The 25,130-nt window shown below is 69.3% G+C and carries 26 protein-coding genes; 13 read left to right on the plus strand and 13 right to left on the minus strand.

Translation table 11 applies throughout. The features are described 5' to 3' along the window. Window positions 1-59 precede the first annotated feature (59 nt). Window positions 60-548 (minus strand): transcription elongation factor GreA, encoded by a 489-nt coding sequence (gene greA, locus KIH27_RS13800; RefSeq protein WP_214093531.1) that lies wholly within the window; start codon window positions 546-548, stop codon window positions 60-62. A gap of 182 nt (window positions 549-730) precedes the next feature. Next, entirely contained in the window at window positions 731-1,153 is a 423-nt protein-coding gene (locus KIH27_RS13805) for a DUF4307 domain-containing protein (protein ID WP_214093532.1), read from the minus strand. Between the two features lie 152 nt (window positions 1,154-1,305). Between KIH27_RS13805 and mca the strand changes: the two genes are divergently transcribed. From mca to KIH27_RS13825, 4 genes are read left to right on the plus strand one after another with little or no spacing between them, the layout of a single operon-like run. Continuing rightward, complete coding sequence (gene mca / locus KIH27_RS13810) at window positions 1,306-2,178, plus strand: mycothiol conjugate amidase Mca (protein ID WP_214093533.1); 873 nt, start codon at window positions 1,306-1,308, stop codon at window positions 2,176-2,178. After that, the gene (locus tag KIH27_RS13815; protein WP_214093534.1) at window positions 2,175-2,450 is read left to right on the plus strand and encodes a hypothetical protein; all 276 of its coding nucleotides are present in this window, start codon (window positions 2,175-2,177) and stop codon (window positions 2,448-2,450) included. Before mca ends, KIH27_RS13815 begins: the two co-directional genes overlap by 4 nt. Window positions 2,451-2,466: 16 nt before the next feature. Then, a complete protein-coding gene (locus KIH27_RS13820) occupies window positions 2,467-4,476 on the plus strand; it encodes a thioredoxin domain-containing protein (RefSeq protein ID WP_214093535.1) in 2,010 nt (669 codons plus the stop codon). Between the two features lie 10 nt (window positions 4,477-4,486). Next, window positions 4,487-4,870, plus strand: a complete 384-nt coding sequence (locus tag KIH27_RS13825) for a nuclear transport factor 2 family protein (RefSeq protein WP_214093536.1) — start codon at window positions 4,487-4,489, stop codon at window positions 4,868-4,870. Between the two features lie 6 nt (window positions 4,871-4,876). Here the strand turns inward: KIH27_RS13825 and trhA are convergent, their stop codons facing one another. Beyond that, on the minus strand, window positions 4,877-5,584 hold the full coding sequence (gene trhA, locus KIH27_RS13830; RefSeq protein WP_214093537.1) for a PAQR family membrane homeostasis protein TrhA: 708 nt from the start codon (window positions 5,582-5,584) through the stop codon (window positions 4,877-4,879). A gap of 75 nt (window positions 5,585-5,659) precedes the next feature. On the opposite strand from trhA, the gene KIH27_RS13835 reads away from it, so the two are divergent. Then, window positions 5,660-6,454 carry a (2Z,6E)-farnesyl diphosphate synthase gene (locus tag KIH27_RS13835; RefSeq protein WP_214093538.1) on the plus strand — a complete coding sequence of 265 codons (795 nt, stop codon included), beginning with the start codon at window positions 5,660-5,662 and terminating at the stop codon, window positions 6,452-6,454. On the opposite strand, the gene KIH27_RS13840 is transcribed toward KIH27_RS13835, so the two are convergent. Both KIH27_RS13840 and KIH27_RS13845 read right to left on the minus strand, forming a co-directional pair. Then, window positions 6,442-7,689 carry a ferritin-like domain-containing protein gene (locus KIH27_RS13840; protein WP_214093539.1) on the minus strand — a complete coding sequence of 416 codons (1,248 nt, stop codon included), beginning with the start codon at window positions 7,687-7,689 and terminating at the stop codon, window positions 6,442-6,444. The genes KIH27_RS13835 and KIH27_RS13840 overlap by 13 nt on opposite strands. Before the next feature lie 22 nt (window positions 7,690-7,711). Then, on the minus strand, window positions 7,712-8,809 hold the full coding sequence (locus tag KIH27_RS13845; protein WP_214093540.1) for a ferredoxin--NADP reductase: 1,098 nt from the start codon (window positions 8,807-8,809) through the stop codon (window positions 7,712-7,714). Between the two features lie 82 nt (window positions 8,810-8,891). Here KIH27_RS13845 and KIH27_RS13850 point away from each other — a divergent pair, with 82 nt between their 5' ends. Together KIH27_RS13850 and KIH27_RS13855 are read left to right on the plus strand one after the other, a co-directional pair. Continuing rightward, window positions 8,892-9,524 carry a TetR/AcrR family transcriptional regulator gene (locus KIH27_RS13850; RefSeq protein ID WP_214093541.1) on the plus strand — a complete coding sequence of 211 codons (633 nt, stop codon included), beginning with the start codon at window positions 8,892-8,894 and terminating at the stop codon, window positions 9,522-9,524. 47 nt (window positions 9,525-9,571) lie between these two features. Further along, window positions 9,572-10,117, plus strand: coding sequence for a DUF732 domain-containing protein (locus KIH27_RS13855; protein WP_214093542.1), 546 nt, complete (start codon window positions 9,572-9,574; stop codon window positions 10,115-10,117). Here KIH27_RS13855 and coaA read toward each other — a convergent pair whose 3' ends face one another. Both coaA and KIH27_RS13865 read right to left on the minus strand, forming a co-directional pair. Beyond that, complete coding sequence (coaA, locus tag KIH27_RS13860) at window positions 10,118-11,056, minus strand: type I pantothenate kinase (protein ID WP_214093543.1); 939 nt, start codon at window positions 11,054-11,056, stop codon at window positions 10,118-10,120. Window positions 11,057-11,108: 52 nt separating this feature from the next. Continuing rightward, on the minus strand, window positions 11,109-12,017 hold the full coding sequence (locus KIH27_RS13865) for a DMT family transporter (RefSeq protein ID WP_214093544.1): 909 nt from the start codon (window positions 12,015-12,017) through the stop codon (window positions 11,109-11,111). Window positions 12,018-12,078: 61 nt separating this feature from the next. Between KIH27_RS13865 and KIH27_RS13870 the strand changes: the two genes are divergently transcribed. The 5 genes from KIH27_RS13870 (at window position 12,079) to KIH27_RS13890 (ending at window position 17,946) form a co-directional block, all read left to right on the plus strand. Continuing rightward, window positions 12,079-13,275 carry a DUF885 domain-containing protein gene (locus KIH27_RS13870; RefSeq protein ID WP_214093545.1) on the plus strand — a complete coding sequence of 399 codons (1,197 nt, stop codon included), beginning with the start codon at window positions 12,079-12,081 and terminating at the stop codon, window positions 13,273-13,275. Window positions 13,276-13,321: 46 nt separating this feature from the next. Next, window positions 13,322-14,596: a serine hydroxymethyltransferase gene (gene glyA / locus KIH27_RS13875; RefSeq protein ID WP_214093618.1), complete on the plus strand. Its 1,275-nt coding sequence runs from the start codon at window positions 13,322-13,324 to the stop codon at window positions 14,594-14,596. A 78-nt stretch (window positions 14,597-14,674) separates the two neighbouring features. Further along, entirely contained in the window at window positions 14,675-15,502 is an 828-nt protein-coding gene (locus tag KIH27_RS13880) for an acyl-ACP desaturase (protein WP_214093546.1), read from the plus strand. Between the two features lie 202 nt (window positions 15,503-15,704). Beyond that, the gene (gene phoH2, locus KIH27_RS13885) at window positions 15,705-17,012 is read left to right on the plus strand and encodes an RNA 5'-3' helicase PhoH2 (protein ID WP_214093547.1); all 1,308 of its coding nucleotides are present in this window, start codon (window positions 15,705-15,707) and stop codon (window positions 17,010-17,012) included. Window positions 17,013-17,097: 85 nt separating this feature from the next. Next, on the plus strand, window positions 17,098-17,946 hold the full coding sequence (locus KIH27_RS13890; protein ID WP_214093548.1) for a polysaccharide deacetylase family protein: 849 nt from the start codon (window positions 17,098-17,100) through the stop codon (window positions 17,944-17,946). A gap of 155 nt (window positions 17,947-18,101) precedes the next feature. Here the strand turns inward: KIH27_RS13890 and KIH27_RS13895 are convergent, their stop codons facing one another. From KIH27_RS13895 to KIH27_RS13905, 3 genes are read right to left on the minus strand one after another with little or no spacing between them, the layout of a single operon-like run. After that, window positions 18,102-18,959, minus strand: coding sequence for an SDR family oxidoreductase (locus KIH27_RS13895; protein ID WP_214093549.1), 858 nt, complete (start codon window positions 18,957-18,959; stop codon window positions 18,102-18,104). Continuing rightward, the gene (locus tag KIH27_RS13900) at window positions 18,929-19,741 is read right to left on the minus strand and encodes a Cof-type HAD-IIB family hydrolase (RefSeq protein WP_214093550.1); all 813 of its coding nucleotides are present in this window, start codon (window positions 19,739-19,741) and stop codon (window positions 18,929-18,931) included. The genes KIH27_RS13895 and KIH27_RS13900 overlap by 31 nt, the downstream gene beginning before the upstream one ends. 20 nt (window positions 19,742-19,761) lie before the next feature. Then, on the minus strand, window positions 19,762-21,276 hold the full coding sequence (locus tag KIH27_RS13905) for a hypothetical protein (protein ID WP_214093551.1): 1,515 nt from the start codon (window positions 21,274-21,276) through the stop codon (window positions 19,762-19,764). 322 nt (window positions 21,277-21,598) lie between these two features. Between KIH27_RS13905 and KIH27_RS13910 the strand changes: the two genes are divergently transcribed. Then, complete coding sequence (locus tag KIH27_RS13910; RefSeq protein WP_214093552.1) at window positions 21,599-21,835, plus strand: YgaP family membrane protein; 237 nt, start codon at window positions 21,599-21,601, stop codon at window positions 21,833-21,835. A gap of 4 nt (window positions 21,836-21,839) precedes the next feature. Here KIH27_RS13910 and KIH27_RS13915 read toward each other — a convergent pair whose 3' ends face one another. From KIH27_RS13915 to glpX, 3 genes are all read right to left on the minus strand, one after another. After that, window positions 21,840-22,544, minus strand: a complete 705-nt coding sequence (locus tag KIH27_RS13915; protein WP_214093553.1) for a chymotrypsin family serine protease — start codon at window positions 22,542-22,544, stop codon at window positions 21,840-21,842. 83 nt (window positions 22,545-22,627) lie between these two features. Then, window positions 22,628-24,019 carry a class II fumarate hydratase gene (locus tag KIH27_RS13920; protein WP_214093554.1) on the minus strand — a complete coding sequence of 464 codons (1,392 nt, stop codon included), beginning with the start codon at window positions 24,017-24,019 and terminating at the stop codon, window positions 22,628-22,630. 23 nt (window positions 24,020-24,042) lie between these two features. Further along, window positions 24,043-25,128, minus strand: a complete 1,086-nt coding sequence (gene glpX / locus KIH27_RS13925; protein ID WP_372451384.1) for a class II fructose-bisphosphatase — start codon at window positions 25,126-25,128, stop codon at window positions 24,043-24,045. Window positions 25,129-25,130 lie beyond the last annotated feature (2 nt).

The following is a 25,130-nucleotide window of genomic DNA, read 5'->3' on the forward strand; positions in this document are numbered from 1 at the left end:
TCCGCAACAGCCCGGCGGGGCCGGGTAATTCTGCACGCCCGCTGTTGAGGAGTGCGCGTTTACGCGTGGTAGGGCTCGGCGCTGACCAGCGTCACCTTGACGGTCTTGCCGTTGGGCACCGTGTAGCTGCGCTCCTCGCCGACCTTGGCGTCGAGCAGGGCGCCGCCCAGCGGTGAACTCGGCGAGTACACCTCCAGCTCGCCGTCGTTGGTACGGTCCTGGCGGGTGGCGATCAGGAAGGTCTCGGTGTCCCCGTCGTCGTAGCGGACGGTCACCACCGAACCCGGCAGGGCCACCCCGGACTGCGTCGGCGCCTCGCCGACCTTGGCGTTGTTGAGCAGCTCCTGCAGCTGGCGGATGCGGGCCTCCTGCTGGCCCTGCTCCTCGCGGGCGGCGTGGTAACCGCCGTTCTCGCGCAGGTCGCCCTCTTCGCGGCGGTCGTTGATCTCCGCGGCGATCACCGGACGGTTGGCGATCAGCTGGTCGAGCTCGGCCTTGAGCCGGTCGTGTGACTCCTGCGTCAACCAGGTCACCTGAGTGTCCGTCATCTCACTGTGCTCCTTGTGTCGTCGGCCCCGGGCAGTTCGGAAAGCGGGTTTGCGCATGCCTGGGGGTACCGGCGCCGAACGGGTTCGGCGCAGGCCGACGCCGTTTTCTTGACGTCGTTCTAATGCAGCAATACACGGTCCCAGTCGGGGACCGTGTATCCCAAGAGCCTACCACCGCGGTCTCAGGGCGAGCGCAGATAACCTGGCACGTCGGTGCCGCAGCCGTAGACGTCGCCCATCATCGGGCGCTGGGAGGATTTCACCGTCGTCGTCACCTGGACGGTTGCCGAATCCGACGGAGGGACCAGCACCTCGCGCCGGCCGGTCTCACTGCCGTCCACCGCCCGCACCCGCACGATGCACACCACCGGCTGCGACGGATCCGACCGCGTCACGGTGATCTTCACCGACACCGTCTGGTCATCGATCACCTGGTAGCCGAAGAGTTCGCCCTTGACGTCGGCGCCCGACAACCGGTGATACCCGAGGATCGCCAGCCCGGTGATCGTGGCCACGGCCAGGGCGGCCAGGGCGATCGCCACCAGTCGCCGTGGGGTGGCGCGCAGTCCGGTGTTGCCGTAGCGGGCGGGGGTGGGGTCGGTCATGGTGCGGGGCGTCCCAGGGTCACGAGTCGAGTCGGGATCGGTTACCGCGCCCGGCGAACATGGTGGAACTATGGGGACCGGAAACCATCTGGAACTATAGGGCCCCTGCCGGGAACCGGCGGCCGGAAGTAGGCGGAACAGGGAATGCGCAGATGAGCGGGGCACGGCTGATGGCGGTGCACGCCCACCCGGACGACGAGTCCAGCAAGGGGGCGGCGACGCTGGCCCGCTACGCCGAAGCCGGCCACCGGGTGATGGTGGTGACGCTGACCGGCGGTGAGCGCGGCGACATCCTCAACCCCGCCATGGACCTGCCCGACGTGCACGGCCGCATCGCCGAGATCCGCCGCGATGAGATGGCGAAGGCCGCCGAGATCCTCGGCGTCGAGCACCGGTGGCTGGGGTTCATCGACTCCGGGCTGCCCAAGGGCGACCCGCTGCCGCCGCTGCCGGAGGGCTGCTTCGCGACGGTGCCGATGGAGGGGCCCGTCGAGGCGTTGGTGCGGGTGGTGCGCGAGTTCCGGCCGCATGTGATGACCACCTACGACGAGAACGGCGGCTACCCGCACCCGGATCACATTCGCTGCCACCAGGTTTCGGTGGCCGCGTTCGAGGCCGCCGCCGACTACCGGCGCTACCCGCAGGCCGGGCCGGTGTGGTCGGTCGCCAAGCTGTACTACAACCACGGGTTTCTGCGGCAGCGGATGCAGTTGCTGCAGGACGAGTTCGCCAAGCACGGGCAGGCTGGCCCGTTCGGCAAGTGGCTGGAGCACTGGCAGCCCGACCACGACGTGTTCGCCGACCGGGTCACCACCCGCGTCGAGTGCGCCGAATACTTCAGCCAGCGCGACGACGCACTGCGCGCGCACGCCACCCAGATCGACCCGAACGGTGACTTCTTCGCGGCGCCGATCGACTGGCAGCAGCGGCTGTGGCCCACCGAGGAGTACGAACTGGCGCGCTCCCGGGTGCCGATCACGCTGCCCGAAACCGACCTGTTCGCCGGAATCGAGGACGACCAGTGACTCACCTCGCGCTGCAGGCGCTGTCGATCCTCGCCGACGACGGGCCGCACAACACCGGGCCGGACTTCGGCAAGGCCAGCCCGTTCGGCCTGCTGGTGATCGTGCTGCTGCTGCTCGGCACCTTCGCGCTGGTGTGGTCGATGAACCGGCAGTTGAAGAAGGTGCCGGAGTCGTTCGACCCGGAGCATCCGGCGGCCGATCAAGCCGCCGACGAGGGCACACTCGATGACGGTGACGGTGCCGGTGACGACGAGGCGTCCTCGATGCCGTAGGGCATAGGGTTGGACGGTGGTCAACCGTCTCGCCGAATCCACCAGTCCGTACCTGCGTCAGCACGCCGACAATCCGGTGCACTGGCAGGAGTGGACGTCGCAGGCACTGACCGAGGCCGCCCGGCGCGACGTGCCGATCCTGCTGTCGATCGGCTACGCCGCCTGCCACTGGTGCCACGTGATGGCGCACGAGTCGTTCGAGGACGAGCAGGTCGCCGCGGTGCTGAACGACGGTTTCGTCTGCATCAAGGTCGACCGCGAGGAACGCCCGGACCTTGATGCGGTGTACATGAACGCCACCATCGCGCTCACCGGGCAGGGCGGCTGGCCGATGACCTGCTTCCTCACCCCGGACGGCAGACCGTTCTACTGCGGCACCTACTACCCGAAACATTCGTTCCTGAAACTGCTTTCGGCGATCTCCAACACCTGGCGCAGCCGCCGCGACGAAGTGGAGCACGCGTCCACCCGGATCGCCGACGAACTGCGGTCGATGGCGGCGAGTCTGCCCGACGGCGGCCCGCCGGTCGATGCGATGCTCTGCGATCGCGCGGTGCAGCGGGTGCTGCGTGACGAGGACGTCGAGCACGGCGGATTCGGCGGTGCGCCGAAGTTCCCGCCGTCGGCGCTGCTGGAAGCGCTGCTGCGGCACTACGAACGAACCCGGTCCGTTGCGGCGCTGGACGCCGTGACCCGCGCGGGCTCGGCAATGGCACGCGGTGGGATCTACGACCAGCTCGCCGGTGGGTTCGCCCGGTACAGCGTCGACAAGGCCTGGGTGGTACCGCATTTCGAGAAGATGCTGTACGACAACGCGCTGCTGCTGCGGGCGTACGCGCACTGGGCGCGGCGCACCGCGGACCCGGTGGCGATCAGGGTGACGCAGCAGACCGCCCGGTTCCTGCTCGATGAGCTCTCCGACCGGGACATGTTCGTCTCGTCGCTGGACGCCGACGCCGACGGCCGCGAGGGAGCCAGCTATGTGTGGACGCCGGCGCAACTGACCGGGGTTCTCGGGGTGGACGACGGGGCGTGGGCGGCAACGGCTTTCGGCGTGACCGCGGCCGGCACGTTCGAGGCGGGGGCCTCGGTGCTGCAGGCCCCGGAAGGTGCCGTCGACCCCGACGATCCTCGCCTGGAGCGGATCCGCGGCGCGCTGCTCGCGGCGCGGCGCGCCCGCCCGCAGCCCGGCCGCGACGACAAGGTGGTCACCTCCTGGAACGGGCTGACCATCACCGCCCTGTCCGAAGCCGGTGTGGCGCTGCGGGATCCGGCGCTGATCGAGGCGGCCCGGTCCTGCGCTGCGGCCGTGGTGGATCTGCACCTGGTGGACGGCCGACTGCGTCGCGCCAGCCTGGGTGGTGTGGTCGGGGAGAGCGCGGCGATCCTGGAGGACTACGGTGCGCTGGCGACCGGGCTGCTCAGCGTCTTCCAGCTGACCGGTGAGGCACGCTGGCTGGCGACGGCCACCGACCTGTTGGACAGCGCGCTGAGCCATTTCGCCGACCCGGAGCGGCCCGGCCGGTGGTTCGACACCGCCGATGACGCCGAACAGCTGATGCTGCGCCCCGGCGATCCGCTGGACGGTGCCACACCGTCGGGGGCGGCGCTGATCACCGAGGCGCTGCTGACCGCGGCTCACCTGGCCGGCGCGGACCGGGCCGACCGCTACCGGCAGGCCGCCGACGCCGCGCTGGCCGCGCACGCGCCGCTGCTGGACTCCGCGCCGCGTTCGGCCGGGCACTGGCTGGCGGTCGCCGAATGCGCCGTCGCCGGGCCGCTGCAGATCGCCGTGGCCTGCGACCCCGCCGATTCGGCGCTGCTGACTGACGCCCGCCGGCTGGCGCCGGGCGGCACGATCGTCGTCGGCGGGGCGCCGGACTCCTCGGAGCTGCTGACCGGGCGGGGCCGGGTCGACGGCGCCGACGCCGCCTACGTCTGCCGCGGTCGGGTCTGCGACCTGCCGGTGCGCGGTGCCGCGCCGTTGGCCGCGGCCCTCGGAGTGCCGGCCGGGCCGCCGGTGTAACCTGCGGCACATGACGAGCGCACCCGACCGGGCCCAGGCCATCACCGCCGCCGTGCACCGCTACATCGAGTTGCTCAACAGCGGCGGTGCCGATGACTTCGCGGCGCTGTACGCCGACGACGCCACCCTGGAGGACCCGGTCGGCGGTGAGGTGCACATCGGCCGTCAGGCGATCCGCAACTTCTATGCGGCGATCGAGAACCTGGATCGCGCAGCGGAGTTGGTGACGATCCGGGTCGCGGGCCACGAGGCGGCGTTCGCATTCAGCCTGGTCATCACCAACGGCGACCACCGGATGCGGATCGAGCCGATCGACGTGATGGTCTTCGACGGCGACGGCAAGATCGCCGGGATGAAGGCCTACTGGTCGGCGGCGAACATCACCCAGCTGTAAGGGGGCTCAGTACAGCGCCGCGAACCAGATCGCGATGTACTGACAGATCGCTGCCACCGCCGTGCAGGCGTGGAAGAACTCGTGGTAGCCGAACGTCTCCGGCCACGGGTCCGGCCACTTCAACGCGTACATGATCGCGCCGATGCTGTAGAGCGCACCGCCGACGGTCAGCAGCACCATCGCGGCCACCCCGGCGTTGTGCATGATCGTGGCGATGAAGAACGCCGACACCCAGCCCAGCAGCAGGTAGAGCGGCACACCCACCCATTTCGGTGCGGTCGGCCAGCAGACCTTCAGCAGCACCCCGGCCAGCGCGCCGCCCCAGACGATGCTCATCACCAGCCGTTCCTGTCGGCCGTGGTCCATCGCCAGCAGCGCGAACGGGGTGTAGGTGCCGGCGATGAAGACGAAGATCATCGCGTGGTCGAGCCGTTTCATCCGCATCCGGGCGGCGACGGTCTTCCAGGTGATCCGGTGGTAGGTCGCGCTGACCGCGAACATCCCCACCACCGAGATCGTGTAGACGAACGTCGCCAGGCCGGCTTCGAGCCCGGCCAGCGGCCAGGTCACCGAGATCAGCGCCGCGCCCGCGATGACCGCCACGATCGCCGAGACCAGATGAATCCAGCCGCGGGCGCGGGGTTTGGCGTGCGGTGCATCGGTAGCAGCGGGAACGTCGGCGGAATTGGACCCCGCGACCGTGTCGGTGCTCATATGCGCTTCCTGACTTCCAGCGGATTCCCCCCGGATTGCCGGTTATCTTCGTCGACCACAGTAGTCTCGGATTCCGTGGCGATCATCCCGGCGCGCCTGAAAGAGCCGCTGTATCGGATCTACGAGATGCGCCTCCGGCAGGAGTTGGCGGCATCGCGATCCGAGCTGCCCCGCCACATCGCGGTGCTGTGCGACGGGAACCGGCGCTGGGCACGCGACGCCGGCTACGACGACGTCAGCTACGGCTACCGGATGGGTGCGGCCAAGATCGCCGAGATGCTGCGCTGGTGCGCCGACACCGGCGTCGAGATGGCCACCGTCTACCTGCTGTCCACCGAGAACCTGCAGCGTGACCCGGGGGAGCTCGGGGTGCTGATCGGCATCATCACCGACGTCGTCGAGGAGATCTGCGCCCCGGCGAACCGGTGGAGCGTGCGCACCGTCGGCGACCTGGAGCTGATCGGCGCCGAACCGGCCCGCCGGCTCCGGGAGGCGGTGGAGAAGACCGCCCGGACGACCAACGGCGGGTTTCACGTCAACGTCGCGGTCGGCTACGGCGGTCGGCAGGAGATCGTCGATGCGGTGCGCGGGCTGCTCGGCAAGGAACTGGCCAACGGGGCCACCGCCGAGGAGCTGGTCGACGCGGTGACCGTCGACGGCATCTCGGAGAACCTCTACACCTCCGGCCAGCCGGACCCAGATTTGGTGATCCGCACCTCCGGGGAGCAGCGACTGTCGGGCTTCCTGCTCTGGCAGAGCGCCTATTCGGAGATGTGGTTCACCGAGGCGCACTGGCCCGCATTCCGTCGGGTCGACTTCCTGCGGGCCCTGCGCGACTACACCGCCCGGCACCGCCGCTACGGGCGCTGAGCACCGACCGCGTCGTGCAGTTCCGCCGGGGCGTCGTCGCCGAGTTCGGCGACCGCCTGCGCTGAGGTCAGGTCGTCGGCGTTCAGTTCGGTCGCGTTCTTGCCGCCCAGGTACTGGGTGAGGCCGGCCTTCTCGTAGTCGCCCTTGATCCGGTCGCTCATCAGCCCGATGTACTCCAGGTTGGGGATCAGCCGCTCGAACATGATCCGCCGGAAGCCCAGCGTGCTCGGCGCGTTCTGGGTGGCCTGATCCCAGGCCTTGAGCGGGAACTTGTGCGAGAACCACTCGTCGTAGATCTCGTGGGCCTTGAACCGGTTGCGCATCAGGATCGACACCTCGTACACCCAGTCCTCGCGCTCCCGGCGTTCCCGCTCGGAGAGCTGGGCGATGTGATCGCGCAGCGCCAGCACCCCGTAGTGCACATGCCGGGCCTCGTCTTGGATCACCATCTTCAGCAGCTGCTTGAGCAGCGGCTCCCGGGTGGTCTGGTACAGCGTGGTGAACGCGCCCAGCGCCAGGCCCTCGACCATGATCTGCATGCCGAGGAACTTGAAGTCCCACCGGCTGTCGCTCATCAGCGAGTCGATGATGACGAACAGGTTGTCGTTGATGGTGTAGGTCTTCTCCATCTTGGTCTGCAGGTAGCGCAGGAACACCTCCAGGTGCCGGCCCTCGTCCATCACCTGGGTGGCGCCGTAGAGCTTGCCGTCGACCCATTGCACGCATTCGACGGTCTGCGCGGCGGCGTACACCGCGCCCTGCTCGCCGTGCATGAACTGGCTGAGCATCCAGGCGGCGAAGTCCCAGGTGAATTGGCGTTCCTCGGCGGGGTTGAGGTGAACCCCGAAGCTCTCCACGATGTCGAACGGCACGAAGTCGCGGGACAGGATCGGGGTGGCCGGGTTGTCCCGGTCGACGTCGGTGTCCCACGGCAGGTCGGCGTCGCCGTCCCACTGGTTGCTCACCGCGCGCCGGTACAGCTCGTACATCTCGGCGAAATCGGTGCCGTAGGTGAGGCTGAAGTAGGTGCTGTGGTTGGCCTTCATCTCCACGAAGTCGCCGTGTTTGCCCTTCTCCAGCACCAGCCCACGCACCGCCGACGGCGCCATCGAGACCGCCACCTTCGGGTTCTTCATGCCGAGCATGATCCCGACCTGATCGAGGGTGGTGTAGATCTTGTTCTGGGCCTTGAGTGGCAGGCCTTCCACCATTTTGTCGACGGACAGGGTGACCATTTTTCTGCCTCCTAATCAGGGGTTATGCGTCTACGACAGCGGGTTCTAGGGCATAGGCGGAGCAGGCCAGCGTCTCACCGTTGGCCTTCTCGGCGTCGGTCAGGCAGTTCGGCTCGTCGATGCTGACCGCGCCGGAGACCATCCGCACCTTGCAGGCGCCGCAGCCGCCGACGGTGCAGCTGTAATCGAGTTTCACGCCGTGACGCAGGCCGGCCTCCAGGATCGTCTCGCCGGGCTGGGCGACGATCGTCAGATTCGACCGGCGGAACTCGATCGGCTGCGGGATCGTCGGCAGGGGAGTGGTGTGCTGAGCCGCGGCGAAGAACCGTTCGGTGTGGATGCGGCCGGCGCCGACGCCGTCGGCGAGCAGGGCGGCCGTCGTGGTCGCCATCAGATCCTCCGGCCCGCAGAGGTAGATCTCGGCGTCGGCGTGGGCCGTCAGCAACTGCGCGGCCTGCTCGGGCTCCAACCGACCGCGCGGGCCCGTCCAGTCCTCGTCGGGCCGGGAGAACACCCGGGTGATCGTCAGGCCCGGATGGTCGCCCTCGAGTTTGGCCAGCCGTTCGGCGAAGATCACCTCGGACTGCCGGCGGGCGGCGTAGACCAGGTCGATCACCCGGTCGGGGTCGTCGCGCAGGGCGGTGGCGATCAGCGCCATCACCGGGGTGATGCCGCTGCCGGCGGCCAGGAACGCCAGTGGCGCTGATGCTTTCGCCGGCAGCAGGAAGTCGCCGGTCGGGCCGATCACGGTGTACTCGTAGCCGACCGAGACGTCGTCGGCGATGAACTGCGACGCCACCCCGTTCGCGACGGTCTTGATCGTGCAGGCCAGCCGGTCGCCCTCGGCGGCGCTGATCGAGTAGGCACGTTTCACCGTCGCGCCGTCGATGTCCAGGCAGTGCGTCAGGTACTGCCCGGCCCGGAACGATATCGGCTTCCCGCCGACCGGTTCCAGCAGCAGGGTGATCGCGTCGGGGGTTTCACGCTCGATGCCGACCACCCCGACCCGGTGCCGGGGGATTCCGGTCGATTTCCCCCAGCGGGACGACGACTGCGTGGGCTGGGCGATGGTGATCGCGGGGCGGGACGGGGTGAATGCGCTGGTCAGCTTTCCGAACATGCGGCCTCCTCGGCCTCAAAAGTAGGAACGATTGCGTTCCTACAACGTAAAAGTGGTAACCGGGTGTGTCAAGATTGGATTCGTGACGAGTTCGCCCGTGGTCCGGCCGTTCCGGGGGGTCAGCGCCGAGCAGCGCCTGCAGCAGCGCCGGGCGGCCCTGCTGGAGGCGGGTCTGACCGTCATCGCCGACAGTGGCATGGCGGGCACCACCATCGAGGCGGTCTGCGCCAAGGCCGGACTGTCCAAGCGCTACTTCTACGAGCATTTCCGTTCCCGCGACGAGCTTTTCGCCGCGGTCGCCGACGGGCTGATCGCGCAGATCCTGGCCGGCGCCATCGAATCGGTAAGGGCGCACACCGAACTGGAGGACCGCTTCCGGGCCGCCTCATCCGGGGTGGTCACGTTCCTCACCGCCGACCCCCGCCGTGCGCGACTGTTCGTCGACGTGATCGGCAACGGGCAGATGTACGCCGCCGTCGGTCGCGCCGAACACGCCCTGGCGGAGTTGATCGTCGACGAGATCGTCAGGGGCACCGACACTTCGGAGAAGCAGCGGGCCCGGCAGTACGTCGTCACCGTCATCCTGGTCACCGGTACCGCGCAGGCCGTCACCGACTGGCTCGACGGCAGCAGTCAACTGACCCTGGACGACCTCATCGACACCGTCGCCAACCTGTCCACCGCGGCGATCCGGACCGTCCAGCCGAACCTGTGACCGGCCGCGGCGGCGGGGGCGCGGATGCACCCTCTACAGTTCGAAGCATGAAGTGGCAGTTGGCAGCGATGACGGTGATCCCGGCGACCCTGATCTCCGTTGCCGCACCGGCGCAGGCCGACGACGCGAGTTTCCTCAAGTACCTCGACACCCACGGGTTCAAATACCAGAACCAGCCCGGGCTCACCACCCCGGCGGGAGCGGTCCAGTTCGGCGGGATCATCTGCCAGAACCTGCGGCGGGGACGCCCGGCCAAGGACCGCTTCGGCACGAAGATCGCCAGCGGGATCAGCCAGACGTTGATCGACGCCGCGCAGCACGAACTGTGCCCGGACACCCTGACCAAGACCACGGCGCCGGTGACGACGGCGCCGGAGGTGCCGCCGACACCCGAGCCGGTGCCGCCGCTGCCGCCGGCACCGGAGCCGCCGCCTCCACCGCCGGCGCCCGAGCCGCCCCCGCCGCCAGCACCTGAGCCACCTCCGCCGCCCCCGGCGCCGGAGCCGCCGCCTCCGCCGCCGGCACCCGAGCCGCCGCCGCCACCCCCGCCGCCTACGCCTGAGCCGGCGCCGGGAACGCAGCCGCAGCCGTAGTCAGAGCTTGCGCAGGCGCAACCGGTTGATGGAGTGGTCGGCGTCCTTGCGCAGCACCAGGGTGGCCCGCGGCCGGGTCGGCAGGATGTTCTCCACCAGGTTCGGCCGGTTGATCGAGCGCCAGATGTCGCGGGCGGCGGCCACCGCCTGCTGATCGCTGAGCCCGGAGTAGTGGTGGAAATGCGATGCCGGGTTGGCGAACGCGGTGGAGCGCATCGCCAGGAACCGGGAGACGTACCAGTGCTCGATGTCCTCCACGCGGGCGTCGACGTACAGCGAGAAGTCGAACAGGTCGGAGACCATCAGCGTCGGCCCGGTCTGTAGGACGTTGAGCCCCTCCAGGATCAGGATGTCGGGGTGGCGGACCACCTGCTTGGCGCCGGCGACGATGTCGTAGCTCAGATGCGAATACACCGGCGCGCACACCTGATCCGACCCGGACTTCACCGAGGTGACGAACCGCATCAGTGCCCGCCGGTTGTAGCTCTCCGGAAACCCCTTGCGGTGCATGAGGTTCCGTCGTTCCAGCTCGGCGTTCGGGTACAGGAAACCGTCGGTGGTGACCAGGTCCACCCGCGGGTGGTGGTCCCAGCGGGCCAGCAGCGCCTGCAGCACACGGGCGGTGGTCGACTTGCCGACGGCGACGCTGCCGGCCACCCCGATGATGAACGGCACCGGCCGGTCCGGGTTCTGCTGCGGCTCGCCGAGGAATTCGGCGGTGGCGGCGAACAGGCCCTGCCGGGCGGCGACCTGCAGGTGCAGGAGTCGGGCCAGTGGCAGGTAGACCTCTTCGACCTCCAGCAGGTCGACCTGCTCGCCGAGGCCGCGCAGCGCGACGACCTCTTCCTCGATCAGGGGCAGTGGCGTCGACATACGCAGTGCCCGCCACTGCCGTCGGTCGAACTCCACGTAGGGACTCGGCTCGCTAAGCCGCCGCATGACCACACAGTCTTGCAGCCGCGGTTGCACCCGCCGCGGCGGGGGCGGTCGACTAGGCCCGATCCGCGGCGGCGCCGGAAAGCTGCGCCTGGATCCGCGAATGCGTCGCCACCGCGTCCGCACGTGCGAGCTGGACCGTCGCCACGGTCATCGCCACCACCGCCAGCGCCAGCACGGCCATGCCCAGCGGGCCGGTGTTCAGCGTCTCGCCGAGCACCACGACCCCCAGCGCTGCCGCCACCAGCGGCTGCGACACCTCCAGCGTCGGCATCGATGCGGTCAGCGACCCTGCCCGGAACGCCGACTGCTCCCAGGCGAATCCGCCGATCGCGACCAGCAGCCAGGCGTACAGCTCCGGCGACGTCGCCGCAGCGATCGGGCCGTGGTGCAGCTGGGCCATCACCCCCTTGGTCAGCACGGCGAACACCGCCCACAGCGACCCGGAGACGAACGCGAGCAGCACGGCGGCCAGCGCACCGCCGCGGATCCGCGCGGCCACCACGCAGCCGGCCAGCAGCGGCACCAGCACCCCCGCCACCAGCGCCCAGGTCTCCGCCGTACCGCGAGCCTGGCCGGCCTGCGGGTTGCCGACGGTGACGATCACGATCACGGCCGCCGTGAGCACCGCGGCCCAACTCCACTCGAAGCCGGTCACCCGGCGGGGCACCATCCGGGCGCTGATCGGCAGGGCGAACAGCAGGGAGAGCACCAGCAGCGCCTGCACCAGCAGCACCGATCCCTGATCGAGTGCCTCGGCCTGTAGCGCGATGCTCACCAGCAGCAGCGTCGCGCCCCACCGCCAGCGCCGGTTGTGCAGCAGTGTCGCGTAGAACCGCAGTCCGCCGACCGCGGTGTTGGTGAGGCGTTGCGTCGCGCGCTGCTGCAGCACGTCGCCGACTGCGACGCATAGCGCGGAACCCAGGGCGAGTGCGGCAGCGGTTCCCACTGAGGACATCGGCATTCCCCGACGCTAACAATCCGGACCCTGCCGACTTCCTGTCATATCCGTACGGTTGACGGTCATGGAGTTGATCCGGGAGTACCTGCTGCTCGGTCTGCGCTTCGACCGGGTCGAGTCCGGTTACGTCGATGCGTTCACCGGCGATCCGGCGCTGCGCCGGCAGGTGGAGAACGAACCGGCGCCTGACCCGGCCGATCTGGCCCGCCAGGCGGAGCGGCTGCTCGGCGCGCTGCCCGCCGGGTTGGATGCCGCGCGCAGCGACTACCTGCGGGTGCATCTGCGCGCACTGGCGTGCGCCGGCCGCAAGTTCGCCGGGCAGCAGGTCGGCTTCGTCGAGGAGGTGCGCGACTACTTCGACGTCGATATCGCCAAGGGCGACCCGGACCGCTACCGGGCCGCGCACGCCCGCCTCGACGAGGTGCTGGGCGGCAGCGGGCCGCTGGCCGAGCGGATGGCGGCGCACCGCCGGGCCGACGAGATCCCGCCGGAGCGGCTCGAAGCGTGCATCCACGCGTTCTCGTCGGCGCTGCGCGACCGGGTGCGCGCCGAGTTCCCGCTGCCCGACACCGAGACCATCAGCTACGAGGTGGTCACCGACAAGCCGTGGTCGGGGTTCAACTACTACGAGGGCGACTACCGCTCCACCGTCGCGGTCAACGCCGACCTCAAGCAGTTGATGGCGACCCTGCCGCGGCTGGTGGCCCACGAGTCCTACCCCGGCCATCACACCGAGCACTGCCGCAAGGAGGCCGGCCTGGTGCATCGCGACGGTCAGGCCGAACAGACGATCTTCCTGGTCAACACCCCGCAGTGCCTGATGGCCGAGGGCTTGGCGGATCTGGCGCTGTATGCCGCGGTCGGGCCCGGCTGGGGTGCCTGGGCCGAGGAGATCTACGCCGACCTGGGACTGCGGTTCGACGGGGTGAAGGCCGAGGCGGTGTCCGAGGCCTCCGCCGCGCTGGCCGACGTGCGCCAGGACGCGGCGCTGATGTTGCACGACGAGCACCGCGACGCCGACGAGGTGGCGGCCTACCTGCGGCGCTGGCTGCTGATCTCCGACGACCGGGCGCGGCAGTCGTTGCGGTTCCTGTCCTCGCCGCTGTGGCGGGCCTACACCTCGACGTATGTGGAGGGCTACCGGCTGCTGCGCGGCTGGCTCGACGCGCGTCCGACCGGGGTGAGCCTCACCGCCCGGTTCGGCCGGCTGCTCGATGAGCCGTTGATCCCGTCGTCGCTGCGGTCCGAGCTGGCTCTATAGACTGTCCGGCGTGACTGCAGCCCCCCACACCCGCCCTGCCTCCACGATGTCGACCCCGCTCGCCGAGCTCGACCCCGACATCGCCGAACTGCTCGGCAAGGAGCTGGGCCGCCAGCGCGACACGCTGGAGATGATCGCGTCGGAGAACTTCGTGCCGCGCGCGGTGCTGCAGGCGCAGGGCAGCGTCCTGACCAACAAGTACGCCGAGGGCCTGCCGGGCCGGCGCTACTACGGCGGCTGCGAGCACGTCGACGTGGTGGAGAACATCGCCCGCGACCGGGCCAAGGAGCTGTTCGGCGCCGAGTTCGCCAACGTGCAGCCGCATTCGGGTGCGCAGGCCAACGCCGCGGTGCTGCAGGCGCTGATGGAGCCCGGTGAGCGGCTGCTCGGCCTGGACCTGGCCAACGGCGGGCACCTCACCCACGGCATGCGGCTGAACTTCTCCGGCAAGCTCTACGAGAACGCCTTCTACGGCGTCGACGCGGTCACCCACCGCATCGACATGGACGTGGTGCGGGCGCAGGCCAAGGAGTTCCAGCCGAAGGTGATCATCGCCGGCTGGTCGGCCTACCCGCGGATTGTCGACTTCGAGGCGTTCCGGTCGATCGCCGACGAGGTCGGCGCCACCCTCTGGGTGGACATGGCGCACTTCGCCGGTCTGGTCGCCGCCGGACTGCACCCGTCGCCGGTGCCGCACGCCCAGGTCGTCTCCACCACCGTGCACAAGACCCTCGGCGGCCCGCGCTCCGGGCTGATCGTCGGCAAGAAGGAATTCGCTAAGCAGATCAACTCCGCGGTCTTCCCCGGTCAGCAGGGCGGCCCGCTGATGCACGTAATCGCCGCCAAGGCCGTCGCGCTGAAGATCGCCGGCACCCCCGAGTTCGCCGAGCGTCAGCAGCGGGTGCTCTCCGGCGCCAAGATCATCGCCGAGCGCCTGCTCGCCGCCGACGTCGCCAAGGCCGGTGTCTCGGTGGTCTCCGGCGGCACCGACGTCCACCTGGTGCTGGTCGACCTGCGCGACTCCCCGCTCGATGGGCAGATGGCCGAGGATCTGCTGCACGAGGTCGGCATCACGGTGAACCGCAACGCCGTGCCCAACGACCCGCGGCCGCCGATGGTCACCTCCGGCCTGCGGGTCGGCACCCCGGCGCTGGCCGCGCGCGGCTTCGGCGATGCTGAGTTCACCGAGGTCGCCGACATCATCGCCACCGCGCTGGCGGCGGGTAAGGCGGCCGACGTGCCGGCGCTGCGGGCCCGGGTCGCCAAGCTGGCGCAGGACTTCCCGCTGTACGACGGCCTGGAGGACTGGAAGCTCGTCTGACCGGGCGCGGCGGGGTCGGTGACACACACCACGATCCCGATTGCGAGAAACGTGTGAATTCGGGTTACAGTTACTTTCATGGCGCAGAGACCCGTTGCTAACGCACTGATCGTCGAACTGGAACCGGTCGTCGACGCGAACCTGAATCGGCACATCGAGTCCGTCGACCCGTGGTACGCGCACGACTACGTGCCGTTCGACCAGGGCGAGAACTTCGCGTTCCTCGGCGGCAAGGACTGGGACCCGTCGCAGGTCACACTGCCCAAGGTGATCACCGACGCCACCGAGGTGCTGCTGATCATCAAGGACAGCCTGGCCGGCTACCACCGCGAACTCGTCGAGCACTTCATCCTCGAGGACAAGTGGGGCCGCTGGATCGGCCGGTGGACCGCCGAGGAGCACCTGCACGCGATCGCGCTGCGCGAGTACCTCATCGTGACCCGGGAGATCGACCCCGACGAGAACGAGCGCGTGCGCATGCAACACGTGATGAAGGGCTACCGGGCCGAGCGGTTCAGCCAGGTCGAGACGCTGGTGTTCATGGCGTTCTTCGAGCGCATCCACGCCGAGTTCTGCCGCAACCTGGCCGACGCGACCGAGGAACCGGTGCTCAAAGGCCTGATCGGCCGGATCGCCGGTGACGAGGAGCGCCACGAGGAGTTCTTCGCCAACCTCGTCGCGCACTGCCTGGACTACGTGCACGACGAGACGGTGGCCGCCATCGCCGCCCGCGCCGCCGAACTGGAGGTGCTCGGCGCCGACATCGACCCGTACGCCGACCGGCTGCCCGGCATCGCCGAGGCCGGCATCTTCGGCCCCGACCAGCTGCGCCGGGTGATCTCCGACCGGATCAGCGCCTGGGGGCTGGCCGCGGACCCCGCGCTCAAGCAATTCGTTATCGCCTAAAGACCGCGCCGTGACACGGCGCGCCTGCCCGATTGGTGGGCGGGGCCGGGAGTACCGTCGCAATCGATGGCTAGCCAGATGCTTTGCTGTCGAAGCGGCACCTTCCGTTACGACTACGGCAGGACCGGCCCCGGTCCTGGTGTCGCAGCCCCGTTCACACGCACGTGCGGGGCCGCGCGCGCCATCCCCGCAGGAGCGCCCCGTGGCTGAAATCCGGACATATGTGCTGGACACCTCCGTGTTGCTGTCGGATCCGTGGGCTTGCACCCGGTTCGCAGAGCACGAGGTGGTCGTTCCGCTCGTGGTCATCAGTGAACTGGAAGCCAAACGTCACCACCATGAGCTCGGGTGGTTTGCCCGCCAGGCGTTGCGGCTCTTCGACGACATGCGCCTGGAGCACGGTCGCCTCGATCAGCCGATTCCGGTCGGCGCTCAGGGCGGCACGCTGCATGTCGAGCTCAACCACAGCGATCCGGCGGTGCTGCCGACCGGGTTCCGCGGCGACACCAACGATTGCCGGATCCTGACCTGCGCCGCCAACCTCGCGGCGGAGGGGCGACGAGTCACGTTGGTGAGCAAGGACATTCCGCTGCGGGTGAAGGCGTCCGCACTGGGGCTGGCCGCCGACGAATACCACGCGCAGGACGTCGTCGTCTCCGGCTGGACCGGGATGGCAGAGGTGGACGCCGCCGCTGAGGACATCGACACGTTGTTCGCCGACGGTGAGCTCGACCTGGAGGGTGCGCGGGATCTGCCCTGCCACACCGGAATCCGGTTGCTGGGGGGTAGTTCGCACGCGCTGGGCCGGGTCAACGCCGCCAAGCGGGTGCAGTTGGTCCGCGGTGATCGGGAGGTGTTCGGGCTGCGCGGCCGCTCCGCCGAGCAGCGGGTGGCGCTGGATCTTTTGCTCGACGAGTCGGTGGGCATCGTCTCGCTGGGCGGCAAGGCCGGCACCGGCAAGTCGGCGCTGGCGCTGTGCGCCGGACTCGAAGCGGTCCTGGAGCGGCGCACCCAGCGCAAGGTGGTGGTGTTCCGCCCGCTGTATGCAGTCGGTGGCCAGGAACTGGGCTACCTGCCCGGCAGCGAGAACGAGAAGATGGGGCCGTGGGCGCAGGCGGTTTTCGACACTCTGGAGGGCCTGGCCAGCCCTGCCGTGCTGGAGGAGGTGCTCTCCCGCGGGATGCTCGAGGTGCTGCCGCTGACCCACATCCGGGGCCGGTCGCTGCACGACTCGTTCGTGATCGTCGACGAGGCGCAGTCGCTGGAGCGCAACGTGCTGCTGACTGTGCTGTCCCGGCTGGGCACCGGGTCGCGGGTGGTGCTCACCCACGACGTCGCCCAGCGCGACAATCTGCGAGTCGGCCGGCACGACGGTGTCGGCGCAGTCATCGAAAAGCTCAAGGGGCACCCGCTTTTCGCGCACATCACGCTGCTGCGCAGTGAACGATCGGCGATCGCGGCGCTGGTCACCGAGATGCTGGAGGAGATCAACCCGGAAGCACTGCCGTGACTTCCCGTTGACTCTGCGCCCACGGCGGGGATCACTCGAACTTTTCCGCCGTGGCCGCAGAGTCAACGCCCGGTAGGCTGCCGGGATGCGGATCGTCACCGGTATCGCCGCTGCGCTCGCCGCCGTGACGCTGGGCGCGTGCACCGGCGGACCGGAGCATGCCGTCGACAGCGGAGCGGTGGACTGCGCGGCGGTCAAGTGTGTGGCTCTGACCTTCGACGACGGCCCTGGCCCCTACACCGATCGGCTGCTGAAGATCCTCACCGAGAACGACGCGCGGGCCACCTTCTTCCTGATCGGCAACAAGGTGGCCGCAAATCCGGCGGGCGCCAAGCGGATCGCCGACGCCGGGATGGAGATCGGCAGCCACACCTGGGAGCACCCCAACATGACCGCCATCCCGGGCGACGACATCGCCGGGCAGCTGTCGAAGGCCAACGAGGCGATCCAGGACGCGACGGGTGCGACGCCGACGCTGTGGCGCCCCGCCGGGGGCCTGACCAACAACGCGGTCAACGAGCAGGCCGACAGCCTGGGGCTGGCCGCGATCCTGTGGGACGTCATCCCGTTCGACTGGATCAACGACTCCGACACGGCCGCCACCCGGTACATGCTGATGACGCAGATCAAGCCGGGCTCGGTGGTGCTGTTCCACGACACCTACTCGTCCACCGTCGATCTGGTGTACCAGTTCCTGCCGGTGCTGAAAGCCAACGGCTACCACCTGGTGACGGTCAGCCGGCTGCTCGGTGAGCGGGCTCCGGGCAGCGTCTACGGCGGCCGGGAGAACGGTCCGCCGGTCAACGAGCTGCACGACATCCCGGCGTCGCGGATTCCGGAGTTACCGGTGACGCCGTCGCCGCCGCCGATGCCGAACTTCCCGATCACCGACATCCCCGGCGCGAACTCGGGCGGGCCGAACAACGGGGCGTGACCGGGGCGTGCCGAGTCGGCCGGAGCAGTTCGCGGCGCAGGTAGTGCTGGTTGGAGGGTGATGCCGCTAGCGCCACGGCAATGGTATTGCCGGTCGGTCCTGCGTGGCGGCGGATGCGCTTGTCGGCCTTCGCCCACGGGTAAACGCTCGCGGGGTTAGGGCAGGGGAGTGAGCTCGGTGACCCTGTCCCGGGTCGCCGCCCACAGTGTCCCGGGCGGGGTGCGCAGTTCCGGATGCCGGGTCGTCAGTTCGACGTCCACGGGTCGCGGGGCGCCGTCGGCTCCGCTCGGCGCGGGCTCGGGCGGCAGCGGCCTGCCCAGCAGGCCGGCGATGTACTCCACCCACCCGGCTTTCGTCACGACGTCGGACCCGACGGCGTGGTAGATCCCCGAACCGGTGTCGGGGGCGATGACCCGGGCGGTGGCGCGCGCGACGTGCGTCAGCGGGATCGGGAAGCGCTGTCGATCATCGACCGCCAGCGGGGAACCGTCCAGCACCGCGCGGACCGCTGCGCCGACGAAGTCCCGCGCCCCGAACAGCAGCGGCAGCCGCAGCACCACGTTGTCACCACAGCTCAGCACCGACCGCTCGGCCTCGACCTTGTGCCGGCCGTAGATCTGCAGCGGCGCCACCGGGGCGGCCTCGGCGTAGCGTCCGGGCGCACCGAACACGTAGTCCGTCGAGTAGTAGATCAGCCGGCCGCCGAGCCGGGCCGTGATCGTCGCAACTCGCTGCGCGCCAACCACATTGGCCAGATGTGAGGCCTCCGGATCCTGTTCGCAGCGATCCGGGTCGGCGATCGCGATGGCGTACACCACCGTCCGGGCGCCAGTCGACTCGATGCAGTCCGTCAGCGCCGCGTCGTCGCCCAGATCCACCTCGTCGCGTGTCAGGCCGCGCACCGTCAGCCCGTAGCCGGGCAGCAGCCGGCACAGTGCCGCGCCGACTCGACCGCCGGCGCCGAGGACCAGCACGTCGGTGCTCACGCCGAGGCCGTTATCCGGCCCAGCCACTCGGCCACCGCAGCCGAGCCGGGTCCGGGGATGTGTTCGTGCGCAGCGGCTTTCGCCGACTCGGTGGCGTTGCCCACGGCGATGCCGTACCCGGCCAGCGCGAGCATCGGGGCGTCGGAGTCGCTGTCACCGAACGCGACCACCGCCTCCGGGGTGATGCCCAGGTCCTGACACAACTCCTGCATTGCGGTGGCCTTGTCCACCCCGCGAGCCTGGATGTCGCAGCAGTCCGGGCCGCTGGTCATCGCGGTGAGGCCGGCCAGGTCGGCCACGGCAGACAGCAGTTCCGCGCGGGCCGCGGTGCTGCCGCGGCACATCACCTTGAACGCGGACTCATCGGCCAACTCCGACAAGCGATCCGGCGTGCTGCGACGGTCGGCGGTCAGGCCGGTCGCCTGCTCCTCGTGGTCGGTCGCGGCGGCTGGACCGACGGCCAGCCAGCCGGCCGGCTGGTAAACGTTCACCGCGCCGCCGCTGTCGGCGAAACGGCGCAGCAGCTCCGTCAGCAAGGTGTCCACGACGAAGGTCTCCGCGACCAGCTGCCGGCCCGCCGTCGACGTCGCGACGGCGCCGTTGAACCCGATCAGGTGTGCGGTCACCCCGAGGTCGCGGGCGAACAGTGCCAGGGATTCGATCGGCCGTGAGCTGGCGAACGCCAGCTGCAGACCCCGGTCCTGCAGATCGCGCAGCGCGCCGACGGTGCCCGGCGAGACCGGGTTGTCCGGGTCGAGCAGGGTGCCGTCGATGTCGAACACGACAAGACGCGCGCGCACAGCAGACATGGTCTGTTCCCGGCGCCCGATCAGCTCAGGAAGCGCCACTCGACGGCGGCCCGGTCGGTGATCCGGGTCAGCGCGTCGTGGTGCAGGTTCGTCGAGAAGTCCGGCTCGATCGAGAAGTCGTCCAGAACCTGCGCGAGAAGCAGTGCGCCGGTGGCGTAGATGGCTGCGGCGACGTTCGGGGCCGCTTCGGCGTGAATGTGGAACGGCATGTCCGAGCAGAAGTGCATCGCCTCGTTGAACCGGATCCGGGATTCGACTTGTTCGAAGTCCGTGTCCAGGATGTCGGCGATGCTGCCGCGCATGATCCGCCCCAACTGGTTGTAGACGCTCTCCAGATGTGGTGACCGCAGCGCGAAGTCCAGGATCGCGGTGTCGCCGCTGACCATGTGGCTGACCTCGTGGCGCCCCTCGTGCAGCAGGTCGTAGTGCCCGTTGTAGCTGTGCGACAGCTTGCCGAGGTCGTAGTAGATGTCGCAGACCGGATATCCGCGCGGATCGACCAGCCAGAACTTGTCCGACTCCTGGTCGTAGAGGATGTTCTCCAGGTGCAGGTCGCCGTGGATGTGCGGGGAGACGCCCTCGGGCGTGAGCCGGGTGACCGCGTGGGCGTCCCGCTCCAACTGCAGCAGCATCGCCGGCACGTTCGGCATGACGCGCCCGTTGACCTGCAGCCGCTGGCTGCGGATCAGTGGTGCGAAGTCCGGGTCGAGGTCAATGGTGACCGCAAGCCGGTTCCACACCCGGGTGAAGTGGTAGTCCTGCAGGTAGTTCGCCGGTGTCGGCGTCGAATGCGCCCGGTAGGCGTGGCGGTATTCGTAATCCAGCACCTGCTCGAGCACGGATGCGGCATGTCGCGGGGTGATCTGCAGGTTGAGCAGCAGGTCGCGCAGGTTGGGGTGCCCGACGTAGTCCAGCCCCAGCCGAGTGGACTCACCATCGACCTGCGAGAACAGCACCTGCGGGTAGCTGTCGCGCAGCGCCCTGGGCAGGCTGGTGTAGAACCGCGCCTCGTCGCGCAGTTTCACCGAGCCGCGGCCGGTGGCCTGCTTGTGGAAGTACGGCCGGACCCCGGACTTGGCGAACGAGCCGCCGACCCGGATCGCGTCGTTGGCGGTGACGTTCTCGAAGTCGTACCGGTGCAGCTTGCGGATCTCGGCGAGTTTGCGCAGATCGTCTTCGAAGTCGCGGTGGTTGCGGTGGTTGAGCTCCGCCAGGTCCGCCCGCGCCACCCGCGCGGCGATGATCCGCCCGTCGTCGTCGGGGTTCCGCACGATGAAATGTGCCGGGACGCGCACCGAGCGCAGCGTCAGCAGGCGGATCACCGGCGGCGTCAGTTGCTCCGCGGCACAGATGACGACCACGTCGTCGGGTGCGGTGGCACCGTCGATCACGTCATCGATCTCGTCGTCGGGGGCCAGCTCGACCAGCGTGCTGATGCCGTACCGCTGCAGCTGGGCCCGGGTGATCGCGGTTAAATCGTCCGGATCGTCGGCAGCGGTCCCGCGCTCGTGTTCATCAACGATGACTCCAAACATGCGCGGGCAGCTACTTAGCCCCGGCGGTGGCCGGATCGATCACGGTTGTACCGTCCTGTTCCCGCAATCCGGTGAAATGGCGGCGTCGATGACTCGTAGAACTCGGGCTGACGACGGGTGACCGGCTTACGTTAAGGTTTGCTCCCCGGCGTGCCAGGCTACCAGCGGGTAATGCAGAACTCCTAATGCGTGGCTCAGTGAGTTGCCTCCCATCCGCGCAACCGCGCCTCATTCTCATATACCGTGGGGGGTATACCAACCGGATGGGAGAATCATCGTGTACGACCAGCAAACGACTCCGTCGACGCAGCACACCTTCGACATGCCGAAGCCCCACGGGTGGCCGATCGAGCGGATCACCGGCCTGGTGGCAGGGGTGGTGGTGCTGCTGACCCTCGGCCTCGGACGGCTGCACACCGGCCGCTGGCGGGTGATGACCGGCTGGGTCGGGGTCAACCTGGTACTCAACGCGATGGTCGGATGGTGTCCGCTGAGCGTGGTGCTGCGCCGCGCCGGCATCCCGCTGGCCGCCGAGCAGGGCGGCAGCTGCCGAGCCTGATCCGTCAGCCCGGGGTCGGGACGAAACCCGCGCCGGCGCCACCGCGGGCGTTGAGATCGGCTATCACCGCGTTGATCGAGGTGATCTCCGGGCGGTCCCGCAGCGGGATCTTGCGAACCCAGACCTTGCCGGTGAACCTGCGCTCCGGGCAGCGTCCCGGGTCGGGGAAGTTGCCGCGGATCATGCCGACCAGCAGGCCGTCGACCGTCACCGGGGCGCCGGCGTCGTCGGGATCCCCGCAGACGTGCAGCAGCGTGGTGTCCGGGTCGGCACCCGGGGCGATCGACACCGACTTGCAGATCACCCCGGACTCCCGGCTGTTCTTGCAGGCCTGCTGACCGGGTGCCGCGTCGGGCCCGATGCCGTTGATCGGATACCCGGCGAAGTCCGCGGTCGGGGTCACCTTGGTGCGGTCGAAGGTGACCACCGCGTAGTCCAGGTCCTCGCTGGTGGCGGTGACCGTACCCAGTTCGCCCGGCGCCCAGCCGGCGGCCACCGGCGTGCCGGGAGCGCCGCAGGACGCCGAGGTCAGCCCGACGATCGCGCCGCCGCCGTCGGTGCCGATCGTGGTCAACGTGCACGGCTCGGCGCCCACGGTGATCGCGGCGCCGCCGCCCAGGATCACCGCACCGTCGGCACCGGCTGCCGGAGTGCCCATGACCGACAGCGCGACGGCCCACCCGGCGACGACCCGATACCCGATCCGCATAGCGGCGACGGTACCGACCGCAGAATGCAGTCAGGGCTGCGACCCGGTGACGGTCACAGCCCTGACGGCGATCTCAGCCGGGGTCAGGCGTCCTTGACCTTCGCCATCGCCAGCACGTCGAGGCGCTTGTCGAGCTCGGCCTCCGACAGCTTCTCGCCGATCAGGCCGCGGTCGATCACGGTCTGACGAATCGTCTTGTGCTCCTTGAGCGCCTGCTTGGCCACCGCGGCGGCCTCCTCGTAGCCGATCGCCGAGTTCAGCGGCGTCACGATCGACGGCGACGACTCGGCCAGCTCCTTCAGGTGCTCGACGTTGGCGACCAGACCGACGATGCACTTCTCGGCGAACAGCCGGGACACGTTGGCCAGCAGCGTGAACGACTCCAGGATGTTGCGGGCCATCATCGGGATGTAGACGTTGAGCTCGAACGCTCCGCCCGCGCCGCCCCAGGCCACCGCCGCGTCGTTGCCGACCACCTGCGCGGCGACCTGCGTGACCGCCTCGGGCAGCACCGGATTCACCTTGCCCGGCATGATCGAACTGCCCGGCTGCAGGTCCGGCAGCTGAATCTCGGCCAGACCGGTCAGCGGACCCGACCCCATCCAGCGGACGTCGTTGGCGATCTTGGTCAGCGACACCGCGATGGTGCGCAGTGCACCGGATGCCTCGACCAGCCCGTCCCGGGCGGCTTGGGCCTCGAAATGGTTCTTGGCGGCCCGCAGTTCGCTCAGGCCGGTCTGGGCTACCAGCGCCGCGACCACCTTGACGTCGAAACCATCGGGGGCGTTCAGCCCGGTGCCGACGGCGGTGCCGCCGATCGCCAGCTCACCCAACCGGGGCAGCACCGACTGCACGCGCTCGATGCCGGCCTCGACCTGACGGGCGTAACCGGAGAACTCCTGGCCCAGGGTGACCGGAACGGCGTCCATCAGGTGGGTGCGGCCGGACTTGACGACGGTCTTCCACTCTGCGGCCTTGCCGGCCAGTGCGGTGCGCAGCTCCTCCAGCGCCGGGATCAGGTGGCGCACAGCGGCTTCGGTGGCCGCCAGGTGGGTGGCGGTCGGGAAGGTGTCGTTGGAGGACTGCGACATGTTCACGTCGTCGTTGGGGTGCACGTCCACGCCCGCGGCCCCGGCGATCGACGCGATGACCTCGTTGGTGTTCATGTTCGAGCTGGTGCCCGAGCCGGTCTGGAACACATCGATCGGGAACTGGTCGTCGTGCTTGCCGTCGGCGATCTCGGCTGCGGCGGCGATGATCGCGTCGGCCTTGTCGGCGGCGAGCAGGCCGAGGTCCTTGTTCACCTGGGCGCAGGCCGCTTTGAGCTGGCCCATCGCCCGGATCTGGGTGCGCTCCAGACCGCGGTGCGAGATCGGGAAGTTCTCCACGGCGCGCTGGGTCTGGGCACGCCACAGGGCGTTGACGGGCACCCGGACCTCGCCCATGGTGTCGTGTTCGATGCGGTACTCAGTCATGCAATGTCCTCGCTAGATCGGTGTCAGGGCAGGGGGTAGGCGGCGTGTGCGTCGCCAGTGAAGTCGACCGCCGAGTACTCGTTGAGCTTCGACAGCCGGTGGTACGCCTCGATCATCCGGACCGTGCCGGACTTCGAGCGCATCACGATCGACTGGGTGGTGCAGCCGCCGGGGTAGTAGCGCACCCCCTTGAGCAGGTCACCGTCGGTGACGCCGGTGGCGCAGAAGAAGACGTTCTCGCCGGAGACCAGGTGCTCGGTGGTGAGCACCTCGTCCAGGTCGTAGCCGGCGTCGATCGCCTTCTGCCGCTCGGCGTCGTCGGTGGGCGCCAACTGGGCCTGGATCGCGCCGCCCATGCAGCGGATCGCCGCGGCGGCGATGATGCCCTCCGGGGTGCCGCCGATACCGGCCAGCATGTCGGTGCCCGAGTCGGGCCGGCAGGCCGAGATGGCGCCGGCGACGTCGCCGTCGGTGATCAGCCGGATGCGCGCTCCGGTGGCGCGTGCGTCGTGGATCAGTTGGGCGTGCCGGGGCCGGTCCAGGATGCAGACGGTCATGTCGCGGGGCGAGAGGCCTTTGACCTTCGCGACGGCTTTGATGTTCTCGGCGATCGGCTTGGTGATGTCCAGCACGTCGGCGGCGTCCGGCCCGACGGCGATCTTGTTCATGTAGAACACCGCCGACGGGTCGAACATCGCGCCGCGCTCGGCCACCGCCAGCACCGAGATGGCGTTGGGCATGCCCTTGCTCATCAGCGTGGTGCCGTCGACCGGGTCGACGGCGAAGTCGCAGTCCGGGCCGTCGCCGTTGCCGACCTCTTCGCCGTTGTAGAGCATCGGCGCGTGGTCCTTCTCGCCCTCGCCGATCACCACCACACCGCGCATCGAGACCGAGTTGACCAGTTCGCGCATGGCGTCCACGGCGGCGCCGTCGCCGCCCTCCTTGTCGCCGCGGCCCACCCAGCGGCCCGAGGCCATGGCCCCGGCCTCGGTGACACGCACCAGTTCGAGGGCTAGGTTGCGGTCTGGGGCTTCACGTCGAGAGGGTCCTGTCACGGTTGCCGATTCTCCCAGAGACGGGTTGGCGACCCTTAGCTGGGATACTGGCACCC

It is taken from the genome of Mycolicibacter acidiphilus (genome assembly GCF_018455725.1).
GTDB classification, from domain to species: domain Bacteria; phylum Actinomycetota; class Actinomycetes; order Mycobacteriales; family Mycobacteriaceae; genus Mycobacterium; species Mycobacterium acidiphilum.

What these genes read in the sequence shown, in the direction of transcription:
- greA (WP_214093531.1), bottom strand. Translation starts at nt 548, where the DNA reads ATGACGGACACTCAGGTGACCTGGTTGACGCAGGAGTCACACGACCGG.
- KIH27_RS13805 (WP_214093532.1), bottom strand. Translation starts at nt 1,153, where the DNA reads ATGACCGACCCCACCCCCGCCCGCTACGGCAACACCGGACTGCGCGCC.
- mca (WP_214093533.1), top strand. Translation starts at nt 1,306, where the DNA reads ATGAGCGGGGCACGGCTGATGGCGGTGCACGCCCACCCGGACGACGAG.
- KIH27_RS13825 (WP_214093536.1), top strand. Translation starts at nt 4,487, where the DNA reads ATGACGAGCGCACCCGACCGGGCCCAGGCCATCACCGCCGCCGTGCAC.
- trhA (WP_214093537.1), bottom strand. Translation starts at nt 5,584, where the DNA reads ATGAGCACCGACACGGTCGCGGGGTCCAATTCCGCCGACGTTCCCGCT.
- KIH27_RS13840 (WP_214093539.1), bottom strand. Translation starts at nt 7,689, where the DNA reads ATGGTCACCCTGTCCGTCGACAAAATGGTGGAAGGCCTGCCACTCAAG.
- KIH27_RS13845 (WP_214093540.1), bottom strand. Translation starts at nt 8,809, where the DNA reads ATGTTCGGAAAGCTGACCAGCGCATTCACCCCGTCCCGCCCCGCGATC.
- KIH27_RS13855 (WP_214093542.1), top strand. Translation starts at nt 9,572, where the DNA reads ATGAAGTGGCAGTTGGCAGCGATGACGGTGATCCCGGCGACCCTGATC.
- coaA (WP_214093543.1), bottom strand. Translation starts at nt 11,056, where the DNA reads ATGCGGCGGCTTAGCGAGCCGAGTCCCTACGTGGAGTTCGACCGACGG.
- KIH27_RS13865 (WP_214093544.1), bottom strand. Translation starts at nt 12,017, where the DNA reads ATGCCGATGTCCTCAGTGGGAACCGCTGCCGCACTCGCCCTGGGTTCC.
- KIH27_RS13870 (WP_214093545.1), top strand. Translation starts at nt 12,079, where the DNA reads ATGGAGTTGATCCGGGAGTACCTGCTGCTCGGTCTGCGCTTCGACCGG.
- glyA (WP_214093618.1), top strand. Translation starts at nt 13,322, where the DNA reads ATGTCGACCCCGCTCGCCGAGCTCGACCCCGACATCGCCGAACTGCTC.
- KIH27_RS13880 (WP_214093546.1), top strand. Translation starts at nt 14,675, where the DNA reads ATGGCGCAGAGACCCGTTGCTAACGCACTGATCGTCGAACTGGAACCG.
- KIH27_RS13890 (WP_214093548.1), top strand. Translation starts at nt 17,098, where the DNA reads ATGCGGATCGTCACCGGTATCGCCGCTGCGCTCGCCGCCGTGACGCTG.
- KIH27_RS13900 (WP_214093550.1), bottom strand. Translation starts at nt 19,741, where the DNA reads ATGTCTGCTGTGCGCGCGCGTCTTGTCGTGTTCGACATCGACGGCACC.
- KIH27_RS13905 (WP_214093551.1), bottom strand. Translation starts at nt 21,276, where the DNA reads ATGTTTGGAGTCATCGTTGATGAACACGAGCGCGGGACCGCTGCCGAC.
- KIH27_RS13910 (WP_214093552.1), top strand. Translation starts at nt 21,599, where the DNA reads ATGCCGAAGCCCCACGGGTGGCCGATCGAGCGGATCACCGGCCTGGTG.
- KIH27_RS13915 (WP_214093553.1), bottom strand. Translation starts at nt 22,544, where the DNA reads ATGCGGATCGGGTATCGGGTCGTCGCCGGGTGGGCCGTCGCGCTGTCG.
- KIH27_RS13920 (WP_214093554.1), bottom strand. Translation starts at nt 24,019, where the DNA reads ATGACTGAGTACCGCATCGAACACGACACCATGGGCGAGGTCCGGGTG.